Annotated in this window: 13 protein-coding genes; 5 read left to right on the top strand and 8 right to left on the bottom strand. The window is 70.1% G+C overall.

Annotation, left to right across the window (positions count from 1 at the left end):
• Positions 1-10: 10 nt before the first annotated feature.
• Positions 11-1,348: a histidine-type phosphatase gene (locus ACLZOT_RS36065; protein WP_416973366.1), complete on the top strand. Its 1,338-nt coding sequence runs from the start codon at positions 11-13 to the stop codon at positions 1,346-1,348.
• A 49-nt stretch (positions 1,349-1,397) separates the two neighbouring features.
• Positions 1,398-1,910 carry a YcxB family protein gene (locus ACLZOT_RS36070; protein WP_416973367.1) on the top strand — a complete coding sequence of 171 codons (513 nt, stop codon included), beginning with the start codon at positions 1,398-1,400 and terminating at the stop codon, positions 1,908-1,910.
• Here ACLZOT_RS36070 and ACLZOT_RS36075 read toward each other — a convergent pair.
• The 4 genes from ACLZOT_RS36075 to ACLZOT_RS36090 form a co-directional block, all read right to left on the bottom strand.
• A complete protein-coding gene (locus ACLZOT_RS36075; protein WP_416973368.1) occupies positions 1,897-2,310 on the bottom strand; it encodes a Fur family transcriptional regulator in 414 nt (137 codons plus the stop codon). The genes ACLZOT_RS36070 and ACLZOT_RS36075 overlap by 14 nt on opposite strands.
• Positions 2,311-2,371: 61 nt before the next feature.
• Positions 2,372-3,274 carry a metal ABC transporter permease gene (locus ACLZOT_RS36080; protein ID WP_416973369.1) on the bottom strand — a complete coding sequence of 301 codons (903 nt, stop codon included), beginning with the start codon at positions 3,272-3,274 and terminating at the stop codon, positions 2,372-2,374.
• Position 3,275: 1 nt separating this feature from the next.
• Positions 3,276-4,031 (bottom strand): metal ABC transporter ATP-binding protein, encoded by a 756-nt coding sequence (locus tag ACLZOT_RS36085; protein WP_416973370.1) that lies wholly within the window; start codon positions 4,029-4,031, stop codon positions 3,276-3,278.
• Positions 4,032-4,055: 24 nt separating this feature from the next.
• Positions 4,056-5,015, bottom strand: a complete 960-nt coding sequence (locus tag ACLZOT_RS36090; RefSeq protein ID WP_416973371.1) for a metal ABC transporter substrate-binding protein — start codon at positions 5,013-5,015, stop codon at positions 4,056-4,058.
• Positions 5,016-5,244: 229 nt separating this feature from the next.
• On the opposite strand from ACLZOT_RS36090, the gene ACLZOT_RS36095 reads away from it, so the two are divergent.
• A complete protein-coding gene (locus tag ACLZOT_RS36095; protein ID WP_416973372.1) occupies positions 5,245-6,627 on the top strand; it encodes a glycine--tRNA ligase in 1,383 nt (460 codons plus the stop codon).
• A gap of 253 nt (positions 6,628-6,880) precedes the next feature.
• On the opposite strand, the gene ACLZOT_RS36100 is transcribed toward ACLZOT_RS36095, so the two are convergent.
• Positions 6,881-8,326 carry an MFS transporter gene (locus ACLZOT_RS36100; RefSeq protein ID WP_416973373.1) on the bottom strand — a complete coding sequence of 482 codons (1,446 nt, stop codon included), beginning with the start codon at positions 8,324-8,326 and terminating at the stop codon, positions 6,881-6,883.
• A 106-nt stretch (positions 8,327-8,432) separates the two neighbouring features.
• Here ACLZOT_RS36100 and dusB point away from each other — a divergent pair, with 106 nt between their 5' ends.
• Together dusB and ACLZOT_RS36110 are read left to right on the top strand one after the other, a co-directional pair.
• Positions 8,433-9,575, top strand: coding sequence for a tRNA dihydrouridine synthase DusB (gene dusB / locus ACLZOT_RS36105; protein ID WP_416973374.1), 1,143 nt, complete (start codon positions 8,433-8,435; stop codon positions 9,573-9,575).
• A 46-nt stretch (positions 9,576-9,621) separates the two neighbouring features.
• A complete protein-coding gene (locus ACLZOT_RS36110; RefSeq protein ID WP_416973375.1) occupies positions 9,622-10,152 on the top strand; it encodes a hypothetical protein in 531 nt (176 codons plus the stop codon).
• Between the two features lie 4 nt (positions 10,153-10,156).
• Here the strand turns inward: ACLZOT_RS36110 and ACLZOT_RS36115 are convergent, their stop codons facing one another.
• From ACLZOT_RS36115 to ACLZOT_RS36125, 3 genes are all read right to left on the bottom strand, one after another.
• Positions 10,157-11,902, bottom strand: a complete 1,746-nt coding sequence (locus ACLZOT_RS36115) for a CDP-alcohol phosphatidyltransferase (protein ID WP_416973376.1) — start codon at positions 11,900-11,902, stop codon at positions 10,157-10,159.
• Between the two features lie 278 nt (positions 11,903-12,180).
• Entirely contained in the window at positions 12,181-14,118 is a 1,938-nt protein-coding gene (locus tag ACLZOT_RS36120; protein WP_416973377.1) for a glycogen debranching N-terminal domain-containing protein, read from the bottom strand.
• The gene (locus ACLZOT_RS36125) at positions 14,115-15,590 is read right to left on the bottom strand and encodes an MGH1-like glycoside hydrolase domain-containing protein (RefSeq protein ID WP_416973378.1); all 1,476 of its coding nucleotides are present in this window, start codon (positions 15,588-15,590) and stop codon (positions 14,115-14,117) included. The genes ACLZOT_RS36120 and ACLZOT_RS36125 overlap by 4 nt, the downstream gene beginning before the upstream one ends.
• Positions 15,591-15,665 lie beyond the last annotated feature (75 nt).

A 15,665-nucleotide genomic window follows, 5' to 3' on the forward strand; every position in this document is an offset into this window, starting at 1 on the left:
CGATCCGCCCATGAAGCACGCAACCCCCGCGTTCGCGGCCCTCTGTGCCGTACTGGTCGCGGCGACCCCGTCCCTCGCCGCGTCCAGGCCGCCGGCGCACATCGACAGCTACGGCACGAAGGCCCCGTACACGCCCGAGCAGAACCCGGCCTCCTACTCCAAGGCCCCCGCCGGTTTCGTCCCCGTCTTCACGGAGAACGTCTCCCGGCACGGCTCCCGCGCCGCCACCGACAGCGAGGACGGCGACCTGGTCCTCGCGCTGTGGGACAAGGCGTCCACCGAGGGCCAACTCACCCGCAAGGGCGAGGAGTTCGGGCCCAAGGTGCGGGCGCTGCTCGCGGCGATGGCCAAGGTCGGGTACGGGAACCTCAGCGGCCGGGGGCGCGAGGAGATGCGCGACACCGCCGACCGTATGGCGGCCCGCGTCCCCTCCCTCTTCGCCGGTATCGCCGCCAAGGGCGAGAAGATCGACGTCGTCAGCTCCGGGCAGGGCCGCGCGATCGACAGCGCGAACGAGTACGCCGGTGAACTCGCCGCGAAGGACCCGGCGTTGAAGCCGCTCATCGGCGCGACCCGCACCGACAAGGACCTCCTGTACTTCCACAAGGCGGCGGGCGGCAAGGCGTACCAGGACTATCTGGCGAACGACCAGCGCCTGGCCTCGACGCTGAAGTCGATCACCGATCAGCCGAAGACCCACCAGGCGGCTGAGAGCGTCCTGCGGAAGATCTTCAAGCGGCCTTTCGTGGACGGTCTTCCGGCCGAGGACCGGGTCGCCGCCGCCGAGGCCGTCTACAACCTCTACGCCATCGCCCCCGCGATGATCAAGGAGAGCCCGGGAGGCCGGGGTTGGGGCCTCGACCGCTACATCTCCCGCACCGACGCCGCCTGGTTCGGCTACCTGGGAGACGCCGAGGACTTCTACGAGAAGGGCCCCGGCTTCTCCGACTCCGACATCACCTACAAGATGGCGAACGTCCTGCTGGACGACTTCTTCAAGCAGGTGAAGGCCAAGCAGTCCGGCACCTCCGCCCTGGGCGCCGAACTCCGCTTCACCCACGCCGAGGAGATCATCCCGCTGGCCGCGCTGATGGGCCTGCCGGAGAGCACGAAGCCCGCGACGCCGGGGGTGTCGTACACGTACAAGAACAACCCCTGGCGGGGCGCCGACGTGTCTCCCCTGGGCGCCAACATCCAGTGGGACGTGTACCAGAAGGGCACCCGGTACCTCGTACGGATGCTCTACAACGAGAAGGAGATCCCCTTCAAGGCGGCCTGCAAGCCGGTGGCGAGGAACAGCGCGTTCTACGACTTCACCGAGCTGGAACGCTGTTTCGGACGAGGCTGAGCGACCGGTTACGATCACGCCTCGGTCGGACGAGGCACCAGGAGGGGCAGTGACCGGGGAACAGGTCGTGCTGGAGTACGAGACGCGGCGGGCCGACTACGCGGAGATGTACCGGCTCCAACTCCGCAAGCGGCCCCTCGGGTTGATCTTCCGGTGGCCGTTCGTCATCGCCTTCGGGCTGCTGGGCGCGGCGATGGTCGTGCTGCGGCTGCTGACCGGCGGCGGGCTCGATCCGCTGGGGCTGCTGATCGTGGTGTACGCCGGGCTGCTGCGGTGCTATCCCGCGCTCGCGGCTGCCCGGCTCCAGAAGGCGAACGCGCATCAGGGGACCGTGCGGACGACCGTCGGCGCCGAGGGGATACGGAAGGTCACCGCGCGGGCCGAGACGCGGACGGAGTGGAGCAACTACGGCAGTTACGCGGAGAGCGACGCCGTGTTCATCGTCCGCAGTCCCGACCGGGGCGGCCGGTGCGTGAGTTTCCTGCCGAAGCGCGGCGCCGGTGACCCCGCCGACGTCGAGCGGCTGCGGGAGCTGCTCGACGCGAACCTCAGGCGGGTGTAGCGCAGTCCGCGCAGGTGCCGAAGATCTCGACCGTGTGCGCGACGTTGACGTAACCGTGTTCCGCCGCGATGGCCTCGGCCCATTTCTCGACGGCCGGGCCCTCCACCTCCACCGCCTTGCCGCAGATGCGGCAGACGAGGTGGTGATGGTGGTCGCCGGTGGAGCAGCGGCGGTAGACGGACTCGCCGTCGGACGTGCGCAGGACGTCCACTTCACCGGCGTCCGCAAGGGTCTGGAGCGTGCGGTAGACGGTCGTGAGGCCGACCGAGTCGCCCTTGTGCTTGAGCATGTCGTGGAGCTCCTGCGCGCTGCGGAACTCGTCGACCTCGTCGAGCGCCGCCGCCACCGCCGCACGCTGCCGGGTGGAGCGGCCCTTCACGGGCGGTCCAGCGGTCGTCACCGTTGCCTCCTGAACGTCTGAACACCTGCCGGGCCATTGTGCCAGCCCGGCCTGTGCCCGGTCAGACGCCGAGCTCGTCGCCCGCCTTGCGGACGGCTGGAATCGCGCACTCGGCGGGATCCCCGGCGGGCCGCGCGAGGGCGTGTGCGCGGGCGCGACGGCGCGCGAGGGGCGCGGAGAGAGCCGTGAGGAGGATGAACGCGCCGATGGTGAGGAGGACGATCGTCGCGCCGGGCGGCACGTCCTGGTAGTACGAGGTGATCGTGCCGCCGATGGTGACGCTCACCCCGATGGCGACGGCGATGACGAACGTCGCCGCGAAACTCCGGCTGAGCTGCTGCGCGGCGGCGACGGGCACCACCATCAACGCGCTGACCAGCAGCAGCCCGACGACCCGCATGGCGACGGTGACGGTGACGGCGGCGGTGACCGCGGTCAGCAGGTTCAGCGCGCGCACCGGCAGCCCCGTGACCCGCGCGAACTCCTCGTCCTGGCTGACGGCGAACAGCTGCCGCCGAAGCCCCAGGGTGACGAGGACGACGAACGCGGCGAGGACGCAGATCGCGGTCACGTCGGACTGTGACACGGTCGACAGGGATCCGAAGAGGTACGACGTGAGGTTCGCGTTGGATCCGGTCGGCGCGAGGTTGATGAACATCACACCGCCGGCCATGCCGCCGTAGAAGAGCATCGCGAGCGCGATGTCGCCGCGCGTCTTGCCGTACCAGCGGATCAACTCCATGAGGACCGCGCCGAGCACGGACACCAGCGTCGCCATCCACACCGGCGACCAGGACAGCAGGAAGCCGAGGCCGACGCCGGTCATCGCGACATGGCCGATTCCGTCGCCCATGAGGGCCTGGCGGCGCTGGACGAGGTAGATGCCGACGGCGGGGGCGGTGATGCCGACGAGGACGGCGGCGAGCAGGGCCCGCTGCATGAAGGCGTAGTCGAGGAAGTCCATGTCAGCTCAGCAGTCCCGTGTGCATCGGCTCGTGCGGGTGGACGTGGTCGTGGCCGGGCAGGGCGTGCTGGCCGACCGCGCGCGGGGGCGGGCCGTCGTGCTGGACGCAGCCGTCGCGCAGGACGACCGCCCGGTCGATCAGCGGCTCCAGGGGCCCGAGTTCGTGCAGGACGAGCAGGACCGTCGTCCCCGCCGCGACCTGGTCCTTCAGGGTCTGCGCCAGTACCTCCTGGCTGGCCAGGTCCACGCCCGCCATCGGCTCGTCCATGATCAGCAGCTCGGGTTCGGAGGCGAGCGCGCGGGCGATCAGGACGCGCTGGTGCTGGCCGCCGGAGAGGGCGTCCACGTTGTCCTTGGCCCGGTCCGCCATGCCGACCAGCTCCAGGGCCCGGCGTACGGCCACGTGGTCCGCCCTGCGCAGGACGCCGAAGCGGGCGCGGGAGAGGCGGCCGGAGGAGACGACCTCGGTGACCGTCGCGGGGACGCCGCCGGCGGCGGTCGTCCGCTGCGGGACGTACCCGACGCGCGACCAGTCGCGGAACCGCTTGCGGGGTACGCCGAACAGCTCGATCTCGCCCGCGCTCAGCGGCACCTGTCCGATCACGCCGCGGATCGCCGTCGACTTGCCGGAGCCGTTGGCGCCGAGCAGCGCGACGACCTCACCGCGCCGCACGGTGAGGTCGATCCCGCGGAGGACGGGCCGCGAGCCCAGCTCGGCGCGCACGCCGCGCAGGGATATGACGGGCTCAGGGGTCATGCCGTCCTCCAAGTCACTTCAGGCTCACTTTGTTCCCAGGGCGGTCTGGAGGGCCTTGAGGTTGGCCTCCTGGACCGAGAAGTAGTCCTTGCCGCGGGACTTGTCGGTGATGCCCTCGATCGGGTCGAGGACGTCCGTCTTCAGGTTCGCGTCGGAGGCGATGGTCTTCGCGGTCTTGTCGCTGACGAGCGTCTCGTAGAACACGGTCGTGACGCCGTCGGCCTTGGCCATCTTCTCAAGGTCCTTCACGCGCGCGGCGCTCGGCTCCGACTCGGGGTCGAGGCCGTTGATGGCCTCCTCGGTCAGGCCGTAGCGCTCGGCGAGGTAGCCGAAGGCGGCGTGGGTGGTGATGAACACCTTGGTCTTCGTGTCGGCGAGGCCGGTCTTGAACTGCGTGTCCAGGGCGGCGAGTCTGGCGACCAGGTCGGCGGTGTTCTTCTTGTAGTCGGCCGCGTGGTCCGGGTCCGCCTTCTCCAGCGCGGTGCCCACGCCCTGGGCGACCTGCGAGTAGCGGACCGGGTCGAGCCAGATGTGCGGGTCGAGGCCCGCGAGCTCGTCGTTCTCGGTGTGGTCGGACTCGGCGGAGTGGCCGCCGACCTCGTTGCCGTGCTTCTCCAGGGTGGTGAGGGAGGCGGCGTCCACCTTGGTCTTGACGCCGGACTGCTTCACGGCCGCGTCCACCGACGGCTGGAGGTTCTTCAGGTAGACGATCGCGTCGGCCTTCTCCAGGCGCGCGGTCTGCTTGGCGCTGATCTCCAGGTCGTGCGGCTCCTGGCCGGGCTCGGTGAGGCTCTCCACGCTGACGTGGGCGCCGCCGATCTGCTCGGCGAGGAAGGCCATGGGGTAGAACGAGGCGACGACGTCGAGCTTGCCGTCGCTGCTGGCGGCGGCGCTGTCGGAGGAGCAGCCGGTGAGGGTGCCGAGGCCGAGTGCGGCGGTCGCCGCGATCGCTATCCCGGATATGTGCTGTCGTCGTACGTTCATGACAGTCATTTTCAACAAATATGGAAACCGTTGTCAACAAGGATCCCGGTAAGCGACTGGTAAGCCCGGTATAAGCGCGGGGCGGGTGCTCGATTTGGTTGAGGGGGAGTCTGCGCCGGTACCCTGAGGGTTCGCTCCGAAGCGGCGCTCCGAAGCAGGTTCCTTGGCTTCGCGCGAGCGTCTCCGCTTCGTCGTCCGTCGTCGTTACCGTCGTTATGAAGAGAGCACCGTGGCCGCCGACAAGATCGAGACCATCGTCAGCCTTAGCAAGCGCCGTGGCTTCGTTTTCCCGTGCAGTGAGATCTACGGCGGTCAGCGGGCCGCCTGGGACTACGGCCCCCTCGGTGTCGAGCTGAAGGAGAACCTGAAGCGCCAGTGGTGGCGCTACATGGTGACGTCGCGCGAGGACGTGGTCGGTCTCGACTCGTCCGTCATCCTCGCCTCCGAGGTCTGGGCCGCGTCCGGCCACATCGCCACGTTCTCCGACCCGTTGACCGAGTGCACCGCCTGCCACAAGCGGTACCGCGCGGACCACCTGGAAGAGGCGTACGAGGCCAAGCACGGCCGCCTCCCCGAGAACGGCATGGCCGACATCAACTGCCCCAACTGCGGCAACAAGGGCCAGTTCACCGAGCCCAAGCAGTTCTCCGGCCTGCTCTCCACCCACCTCGGCCCCACCCAGGACACCGGCTCCGTCGCCTACCTGCGGCCCGAGACCGCGCAGGGCATCTTCACCAACTTCGCGCTGGTGCAGGTCGCTTCGCGCAAGAAGCCGCCGTTCGGCATCGCCCAGATGGGCAAGTCCTTCCGCAACGAGATCACGCCCGGCAACTTCATCTTCCGCACCCGCGAGTTCGAGCAGATGGAGATGGAGTTCTTCGTCAAGCCGGGCGAGGACGAGAAGTGGCAGGAGTACTGGATGCAGGAGCGCTGGAACTGGTACACCGGCCTCGGCATGCGCGAGGAGAACATGCGGTGGTTCGAGCACCCGCAGGAGAAGCTCTCCCACTACTCCAAGCGCACCGCCGACATCGAGTACCGCTTCCAGTTCGGCGGCAACGAGTGGGGTGAGCTGGAGGGCGTCGCCAACCGCACCGACTACGACCTCACCGCGCACTCCAAGGCGTCCGGCCAGGATCTCTCCTTCTTCGACCAGGAGGCGGGCGAGCGGTACACCCCGTACGTCATCGAGCCCGCCGCCGGTGTCGGCCGCTCCATGCTGGCGTTCCTCCTCGACGCGTACGTCGAGGACGAGGCGCCCAACGCCAAGGGCAAGCTGGAGAAGCGGACCGTCCTGCGCCTCGACCCGCGCCTGTCGCCGGTCAAGGTCGCGGTGCTGCCCCTCTCCCGCAACGCCGACCTGTCGCCCAAGGCGAAGGGCCTCGCGCAGGCGCTGCGCCAGCACTGGAACATCGAGTTCGACGACGCGGGTGCCATCGGGCGCCGTTACCGTCGCCAGGACGAGATCGGTACGCCGTTCTGTGTGACCGTCGACTTCGACACGCTCGACGACAACGCGGTGACCGTGCGGGAGCGGGACACGATGAAGCAGGAGCGGGTGTCTCTCGACCAGATCGAGGGGTACTTGGCGAGCCGGCTGATCGGCTGCTAGGGCTGTAACTCCGCGACGCCGGGCTCCTGTTGGTGGGGGCCCGGCGTTTTGTTGTGCGTGGGGGGGCGTGCGGGGCGGGGTGGAGTCCGGGGCGGGGATCAGAGGTTGGGATCGGGGGGCCTGTCCGGGGAGGCTGTCCCGGAGCACTTGGCGTCGGAGTGCCTGGCCTCGGCACGCCGGGCCGGCGGTGCGGGCGGACTGGTGGGGTGTGCCGGCGTGGGTGATCGGCGGTGTGGGGGAGCGATGAGCCCGGTCACCCCACGCCGGCTCCCACGCCCTGGACCTCCGGAGCCCGGAGTCGTGCTGCCGTCTTCTCGGCCGTTCCTCGTGCCCACCGGCCGCTGGTGAGGAGCCCGAGGGCCAGGACGGCCACCCCGCAGCCGACGATGATCCACCAGCCCGGGGTGGCGGCCGAGGCGAAGGTCTCGCGGTACGACGAGGCGTTGATGCCGGAGGCCAGGACCGCGCCGACGACGGCGACGCCCAGTGTCTGTCCGAGCTGCCGGCTCGTGGAGGCGACCGCCGCGGCGACCCCGGCCTGGGCGCGGGGCATGCCCGACACCGCCGTGTTGGTGATCGGCGCGTTGACGAAGCCGAAGCCGATGCCGAAGAGGAGGTAGCCGAGGAAGCGGCCGGTGGTGGAGGTCTCGGCGTGGAAGGCCGCGAACAGCAGCGCGCCCGAGGACATGGCGACCCCGGCGACGACGAGGGGGATGCGCGGACCGCGGCTGCCGACGAGGCGCCCGGCGACGGGGGCGCACAGGAACGTCGGCACGGCCATCGGCAGCATCCACAGCCCGGCGTGCAGCGCGTCGAGCCCCTGGACGTTCTGGAGGTACAGCGTCGACAGGAACAGGAACCCGGCGAGCGCGGAGAACGCGGAGATCGCTATCACCGTCGCCCCGCTGAACGGCGCCGACCGGAAGAACCGCAGGTCGATGAGGGGGTCGGTGCGCCGGGGCTCGTACCACAGCAGCCCGGCGAGCGCGGCGAGGGCGAGGACGGCGAACGGCACGCTGGTGCCGGCACCGGAGACCGGCGCCTCGATGATCGCGTAGGTGAGGGCGCCGAACAGCACGATCACCAGCGTCTGCCCGACCGGGTCGGGCCGCCGGGCCCGCTCGGCGCGGGACTCGGGGACGAACCGCAGGGTCAGCAGCAGCGCGGCGAGCCCCACCGGGAGGTTCAGCCAGAAGATCGCCCGCCAGCTCACCGACTCGACGAGCAGCCCGCCGACCAGTGGTCCGGCGGCCATGGAGATCCCGATGACCGCTCCCCACACCCCGATCGCCCGCGCCCGCTCCCGCGCGTCCGTGAACGTGTTCGTGATGATCGACATGGCGACCGGGTTCAGCATCGACCCCCCGACGGCCTGCAGCATGCGCGCGGCGATGAGCAGTCCGAGGTTCGGCGCGAGAGAACACAGCACGGACCCGACCGTGAAGATCACCAGCCCGGTCATGAACACCTTGCGGCGCCCGATCCGGTCGGCGGTCGACCCGGCGAGCATCAGCAGCGAGGCCAGCACCAGCGTGTACGCGTCGATCGTCCACTGGAGACCCGACGTACTCGCGTCGAGATCGCGCTGCATCGAGGGCAGCGCCACATTGAGAACGGTGTTGTCGAGGCTCACGATCAGCAGGCTCATGCAGCAGATCGCGAGCACCAGCAGTCGACGGCGTTGGCTCAGCTCCGGCATGTCCACCACTGTACGCCCGGATCGATAGTGCGTCTAACTAATGACCGGTACAAGATCCTGGACCTCACCCGTTCGGCCCACTCGTCCCATGCGCGACAATGGGGGAATGTCCACGACCGCCCAGCCCCTCCAGATCGGCCCGCACACCGTCCAGCCGCCCGTCGTCCTGGCGCCCATGGCCGGTATCACCAACGCGCCCTTCCGCACGCTCTGCCGAGAGTTCAGCGGGGGCAAAGGGCTGTTCGTGAGCGAGATGATCACCACCCGCGCGCTGGTCGAGCGCAACGACAAGACCATGCAGCTCATCCGTTTCGACGCCACCGAGACCCCCCGCTCGATCCAGCTCTACGGCGTCGACCCGGCGACCGTCGGCAAGGCCGTCCGCATGATCGCGGAGGAGGGCCTCGCCGACCACATCGACCTGAACTTCGGCTGCCCCGTCCCGAAGGTCACCCGCAAGGGCGGCGGCTCGGCCCTCCCGTACAAGCGCAACCTGCTGCGCGCGATCCTGCGCGAGGCCGTCTCCGGCGCCGGGGACCTCCCCGTCACGATGAAGATGCGCAAGGGCATCGACGACGACCACATCACCTACCTCGACGCCGGCCGCATCGCCGTCGAGGAGGGCGTGACGTCGATCGCCCTGCACGGCCGCACCGCCGCCCAGCACTACGGCGGCACCGCCGACTGGGAGGCCATCGCCCGCCTCAAGGAGCACGTCCCGGAGATCCCGGTGCTCGGCAACGGCGACATCTGGTCGGCGCGGGACGCGCTGCGGATGGTGCGGGAGACCGGCTGCGACGGGGTCGTGGTGGGCCGGGGCTGCCTGGGGCGGCCGTGGCTGTTCTCGGACCTGGTGGCGGCCTTCGAGGGGCGCTTGGACGATGTCGCGCGCCCGGCCCTCAAGGAGGTCGCCGACGTCATGGTCCGCCACGCGACCCTCCTCGGCGAGTGGCTCGGCGACGAGTCGCGGGGCGTCATCGACTTCCGCAAGCACGTCGCCTGGTACCTGAAGGGCTTCGCGGTCGGCAGCGAGATGCGGGGGCGCCTCGCGATCACGTCGTCGCTGGCCGAACTCCGCGCGGGCCTCGACGAGTTGGACCTCGACCAGCCCTGGCCGACCGGCGCCGACGGGCCTCGCGGCCGCACGTCGGGTAACAACCGCGTCGTCCTCCCGGACGGCTGGCTGAAGGATCCGTACGACTGCGCGGGCGTCGGTGAGGACGCCGAACTCGACACGTCCGGCGGCTGATCGACGCCCTCTCGACACCGCGCCGAGGTCCGCCGACACTGATCGCGTGGCGGACAGCGCGGTGTGGGTCGCGGCTCTGACCGGGGGGACGGCCGTACTGGCGGGCTGGGTGACCAACCTGGGGAACGTCCGCGCGGCCAGGGTCCAGGCGGAGGCGTCGGCGAAGGCCCAACAGGAGAGCCGGGTACGGGAGTTGCGGCGGGACGCGTATCTGGAGCTGATGCGGTGCGCGCACGGGATGAGCGAGCTGTACTGGAAGGCCGGCGAGGTCCGTTTCAGGCCGGCCGACCCGGAAGGCTTTCTGGCGCACATCGAGGAACTGCGGGTCGAGGCGCGCGAGGCGTACGACCCGCTCATGCACAGCGTGCGCGTCATCTCGCTTGAGGGACCTGGCGGGTTGGCCGAGATGGCCAAGGCGGTCCTGGCGGCTGCCACGCGCGCGAACGGTTTGCTCGCCGACATCTCCCGGGAGGGGCCGGAGGCGTTCGCGCGCTTCGACGCGGCCATGGGGGCCTACTCGACCTCCCTGGCCACGTTCGTGGAAGCGGCCCGCGACGCGATGAACGAGCCGCCGTGAAGCGTCAGTTGGTCTTCGGGTGTGGGGTCGAGCCGTAGGCCGTGAGGAAGCGGTCGCGGAACTGGTCCATCTTCCACACCGGCGCGTCGTGCGCGGGCTTGAGGCCGTCCGTCCAGTTCCAGCCGGCCACCTTCTCCAGGACCTTGGGATCCTTGGCGACGATCGAGATCGGTACGTCGCGACTGGCCTTCGTACCGCTCACCTTGGCGTTCGGCTGGTGGTCGCCGAGGAAGACGAGGACGGTGTTGTCGTCGGCGTACCGCTCCATCCACTGGGTCAGCGCGGTCACCGAGTACTGCACCGACTTGCCGTACTCCTCACGGGCCTTGGTGTCGTCGCCGTAGACGTCCGAGGACTTCTTGCCCTCCTTCTGGATCGCGTCGAAGACCGAACCGTCGCCCACGTCCTCCCAGTCGACGAGCTTCGGGATCGGCGCCCACGGCATGTGGCTGGACGTCAGGATGATCTCGGCCATCAGCGGCTTGTCGCGCTTCTTGCCGTGCGCGAGGCGCTGGTACGACTCCAGCGCGTACTGGTCCGGCATCGTCGACCAGCTGAACTTCGGCCCCTTGTACCCCATCTGGAAGGCGTTGTAGACCGTGTCGAGGCCGTAGTACTTCTGCTCCGGCCAGCTCTTCTGGACACCCGGCATGATGCCGACGGTGTCCCACGCGCCGGTCTTCTGGAACGCCTTCGTGAGGGAGAGGTGGTCGCTCGCCATCACCGTGCGGTAGCGCTGCTGGTTGTCGATCCACAGGCCCGACATGGTCGTCGAGTGCCCGAACCAGCTGCCCCCGCCGTACGTCGACGACGTCAGCCAGCCGCTCTTGGCGTGGAATCCGATCTTCGCGAGGGCCGCCGTGTTCTCCGTGAGCATCTTGTCGACGCCCGGCGCCATGATCGGGTCCTCGATCGCGCTGCGGCCGTAGCTCTCGATGAACGTGAACAGCATGTCCTTGCCCCGCAGGTCCGGAACGAGCTGCGCCGGGGGCGTGTTGCCGAACTTGTCGCTCTTCGCGATCTTCTTGAACGCGGCCTCGTCCTTCAACGTCGCCTCGACCTGCCGCCGTTGGGAGTTCAGCCCGGCCGCCGCCCGGTACGAGGCGAACGGGATGCCCGCGACGTGCACGGTGAGGATCGTGCACGTGATCCACGCGGTGCCGACCAACAGCGTTCCCCGGGTGGCCCGTTGGACGTCCAGTGCGAGGATGTTCCCGACCCGGATCAGCGCCCCGACCATCCCCGCGAACAGCAGCACGACGAGGACGACCAGCCCGATCGCGAGCAGGTTCGCGGCCGTCTTCCCCGAGGAGTCCGCCACGTACGACTTCGCGTCGTCGAGCAACTCCCAGTCCAGCACGGGGTTGAAGCTCCGCCCGAGATAGTCCCGGTACCCCATCTCCAGCCCGTTGACGACCGTCAACGCGGCCAGCCCGATCCCCCCGACGACGGCGAACACGAGCCGTGCCTTCCGGGGCAGGGCGATCAACAGGGCCGAGACGACGATCGCTTCGCCGGGCAGCCGGATGAACGTGGACCACTTGAAGGCGGCGACGGACACGGGCAGCAGGAACGAGGTGTACAGCAACAGCACCGCGAGAACGGTCCCGGTCCACCACACGATCTTCGCGGCGACGGGATACCGACTCCGCCACTCCCGGACGACCGCGAACCGCTTGACGGGCGGTTCACCAGGGCCTTCGGCGACCTCGGGTTCCTCTTGTTGACGTGAGTCTGTGGAGACAGGCACCCGAAGGTCCTTCCGTACGAGGCAGTGGCCCAGCTGGGCGGCGGACCCGGTGTGGAGGTCCGGGTCCGCCATCATTTCGTACGGGCTGTTCTGGGCCTGTGTTCACCCCGGAGGGGCAGAAGCAGGCAAACACAGGGCAAACGACGGCCCAAGGGGCAACTCAATCGCCCTTGACTCCGTGAACGGGCGTGCACTTTCAGGGGCGCGGGGAACTGCGCGACAAGCCACATACGGCCCGCAGCCGCCGAACCGCCTTCCGAGGCACCCCCTACCGCGCCCTACGCTCCCCCCACCGCAGTCAACAAAGCCAACGGCGCCGCAGCGGACCGTGATTCGCGAACGCACGCATGCGGATAAGGCACAGGTACCCCCTGGGTATCCCTCCCGTACCCCGCGAGTACCTCCGGCAGCCGATGCCCCGTGGCGGTCGCCGCGTCGACCAGCGCATGCGCGACGGCCCGAGCCTCGTCATGGAGCCCGTACCGCGCCAGCCCGAGCGTGATCAGCGCGTTGTCGTGGGGCCACACGGACCCCCGGTGATACGAGAGAGGGTGATACGCGGCCTGCCCCGAGGCCAGCGTCCGCACCCCCCACCCCGAGAAGAAGTCGGGTTCGAGCAACCGCCGCCCCACGACCTCCCCGTACTCCTTGTCGAGCAGCCCGGACCAGAGCAGATGCCCGGCGTCGGAGGCGATGGCGTCGACGTGCCGCCCCTCCCCGTCGAGGGCGAGCGCGGGGAAGCAGGCGTCCCGCATCCAGAAGTCCCGCTGGAACCGGTCCCGGAGATCGGCGGCGGCCTGTTCGAGGAGGGCGGAGTAGGTCTCGTCTCCCCAAGAAGTACGTGATACCCAGGCGGTACGCCGAAGGGCGTCATACGCGTACCCCTGAGCCCCCGCGGCCATCACGGTCCCCCGCACCCGGGTCCCGTCGGCGGAGCAGATCGCACCGGGGGAGTCCTTCCAGTTCTGGTTGGACAGCCCGCCCTGATCGGAGCGGTAGACGAGGTACCCCCGGGAGGACAGCCCGCCGTGGTCGAGCATCCAGTCGACGGCGGCGCGCGCGTTGCCCTCCAGGCGCCGGGCGAGCGCCGAGTCCCCGGTCTGCTCGACGTACGCCCCGAGGAGGACGAGGAAGAGGGGCGTCGCGTCGACGGACCCGTAGTACCGCCCGTACGGCACCTGCTGGAAGTGCGCCAGCTCTCCGTGCCGCACCTCGTGCACGATCTTCCCGGGCTGCGAGACGGCGTGCGGTCCGGTCTCGGTGGCCTGGCTCGCGGCGAGCGCCAGCAGCGTGGAACTCGCGAGCTGGGGCCGGTAGGGCAGGGCGAACAGGGACGTCAGCAGCGCGTCGCGTCCGAGGAGCGCGAGGAACCAGGGCGCCCCGGCGGCCGGCACCCGCAGCTCCTCCCCGTCGGGCCCGACGGCGGGCACCTGGAGGGAGGCGAGGTCGGCGAGCCCCCGGGCACAGGCGGCCGCCAACTCCGGCCACCCGGTGGGAAACGCGACCCCTTCCACGAACTCCCCTTCGACCGCGAGGAGTTGCTCACTGAGCGCGGCGGGCGAACGCGGCACCCGCAGCGCCCGCTTCTCGCCGTGCGGCCGCGCCATCACCCGCAGGGTCACCTCGGCCGAGCCGTGCGGCTCCAACTCCAGTGCCCACACGAGCCGTCGGGCCCCGGTCCCGGTCTCCTCGACCCCGTCGGGCGCGGGGTCGGCCGTCACTGTCGTACAGGACCGCCACTCCCCGCGCCGGTAGGTGAACTCGACCCCGTCGTCGAGGACCTGGCGGCCGCGGACGATGCCGGACTTGGCGTAGGTGCGGTGGTCGGAGCGGAGTTCGAACTGGTCGGTGAAGTCGGCGTCGGCGGTGACCGCGAGCCGTACGGTCGTCGGCACCGGCCGGTTGCTGACGACCCGCAGCGTTTCGACGAACGAGCCGTCCCCGACGGCCTGTTCACGGAAGAGCGTGCAGGACGGCGGCTCGTTGCGCCCGCCGCGCGGGACGAGCACGCAGCTCGTGGTGTCCCCGGCGACGACCGGCGTCAGCGCCTCCGGGACGGCCCCGTCGACGGTGAGCTGCCAGCGGCTCAAGTGCCGCGCGTCGCGCACGAAGAGGCCCTCCAGGGAGGTGCCGGAGCCTACGCCGCTGATGTCCCCACGGTCGCCGACGGCGGCGAACGTCCCGCCGTACACGAGCAGATGATGCCGGTCCGTCATCCCCGGTCCCCTCCCTTGGTCCCCGCGATGCCTATGTCTGAGATATCACCGTCTGAGATGTCGCCGTCCGAGATGCCGCCGTCCGGGATGCCGTAGGCTGACATGTCGTCAAGTTCCGTGTCGTGCAGCAGATCCAGCGCGAGCGCGGCGGTCCAGCCGAAGCCGGTGGCCCCGCACGCCTCGCCGGTGTGCGGGTCGACGTACTCCGCGAATCCCGAAGTGTCCGCCGCCCGCAGGAAGTCGGTGCGCAGTGCGTCGGCCCGCGCGCTCTCGCCGTGCTGCCGAAGGCCCCGCTCCAGCAGCCAGCTCGTGTTGAACCAGGCGGGCCCGCGCCAGTACCGGTGCGGGTCGAACGCCTCGCCCAGCAGGTCGTAGGAGGGGACGAGCCGTGTCGCGCTCCCGAGCCCGAAGTGCCGTCCGTACAGCGTCCGTACGACCGCCCGCGCGACGTCGCGGGGCAGGTCGGGCAGCAGCAGCGGGACGAGGCCGGAGACGCCGCGCTCGCGGATCAGACCGCCGCCGACGACGTCCCGGCAGAAGAACATCCCCTCGGCCGGGTCCCACAGCCGCTCCAGCAGCGCGGTCGTGAGGCGCTCGGCGCGGGCGTGCCGTGCGGTGGCGGTGGCCCCCAACTCGTGGGCGATCCGGGCGAGTGCGTGCTCGGAGGCGGCGAGCAGCGCGTTGAACGCGGGGTCCTCGACGGCGAACTCCCGTGCCCCGTCGGCGTATCCGCGGTCCCGGTAGTCGGTCGCCAGGCGGACGTACCGGCCGTAGTCGAGGTCGGTGGGCCGGTCCTCGGCGGCGCCGTGGTCGAGGTCCGCGCGCCGGAAGGACCGGGCGGGCGCGGGCGTGATCCGCGCCAACGGGGCGTCCCAGCAAGGGGAGTTGTCCATGCCCTGCTCCCAGGGGTGGACGACGGAGACCAGTCCGCCGCCCCCGAGGTCGCGGCGGTGCAGCAGATAGCGGTGCCAGGCGGCGAGCCGTGGGTAGACCCGGGACAGGAAGCCGCGCGCCCGCGACAGGCCGGGGTCGGCGCAGTGCACCAGCCAGGCGGCGAGCGCGTGGACCGGTGGCTGCACGATGCCGGAGGTCTGTACCGTGCGCGGGGCGCCCGCCGCGCGCCCGGCGACCGAGGAGCGCCAGAAGTCGGGGCTCGGGAAGTACGCGTCGAGCGGGACGGAGGGGTTGAAGACGATGTGCGGAACGCGACCGTCCCCCCACTGGGCCGCGAGGAGCGTCTCCAACTCGGTCTGTGCGCGCACCGGCGAGACGTGCCTCAGGCCGATCGCGATGAACGCCGAGTCCCACGACCACTGGTGCGGGTACAGGCTGCGGGAGGGGACGGTCGAGGTCCCGGTCCAGTTCTCCTGTAGTACCCGTACCGCCCTGGAGTGCGGCGATCCCGTACCCCCGGGATCGTATGCAGTGGTGTGCCCCGCTGTGCGGGCGATGAGCTGGGCGGTGCGATCCACTCGGGGCTCCCCGAAGACGACATGCCTGTCCGGCCGGTTCGGTAGTGGCTACCGTAGGGTTACGTCTATTTAACA

Origin of the sequence: Streptomyces sp. 4F14 (genome assembly GCF_048159485.1) — a bacterium.
Classification (GTDB): Bacteria; Actinomycetota; Actinomycetes; order Streptomycetales; family Streptomycetaceae; genus Streptomyces.

What these genes read in the sequence shown, in the direction of transcription:
- dusB (WP_416973374.1), top strand. Translation starts at nt 8,433, where the DNA reads ATGTCCACGACCGCCCAGCCCCTCCAGATCGGCCCGCACACCGTCCAG.
- ACLZOT_RS36120 (WP_416973377.1), bottom strand. Translation starts at nt 14,118, where the DNA reads ATGACGGACCGGCATCATCTGCTCGTGTACGGCGGGACGTTCGCCGCC.
- ACLZOT_RS36090 (WP_416973371.1), bottom strand. Translation starts at nt 5,015, where the DNA reads ATGAACGTACGACGACAGCACATATCCGGGATAGCGATCGCGGCGACC.
- ACLZOT_RS36100 (WP_416973373.1), bottom strand. Translation starts at nt 8,326, where the DNA reads ATGCCGGAGCTGAGCCAACGCCGTCGACTGCTGGTGCTCGCGATCTGC.
- ACLZOT_RS36085 (WP_416973370.1), bottom strand. Translation starts at nt 4,031, where the DNA reads ATGACCCCTGAGCCCGTCATATCCCTGCGCGGCGTGCGCGCCGAGCTG.
- ACLZOT_RS36080 (WP_416973369.1), bottom strand. Translation starts at nt 3,274, where the DNA reads ATGGACTTCCTCGACTACGCCTTCATGCAGCGGGCCCTGCTCGCCGCC.
- ACLZOT_RS36065 (WP_416973366.1), top strand. Translation starts at nt 11, where the DNA reads ATGAAGCACGCAACCCCCGCGTTCGCGGCCCTCTGTGCCGTACTGGTC.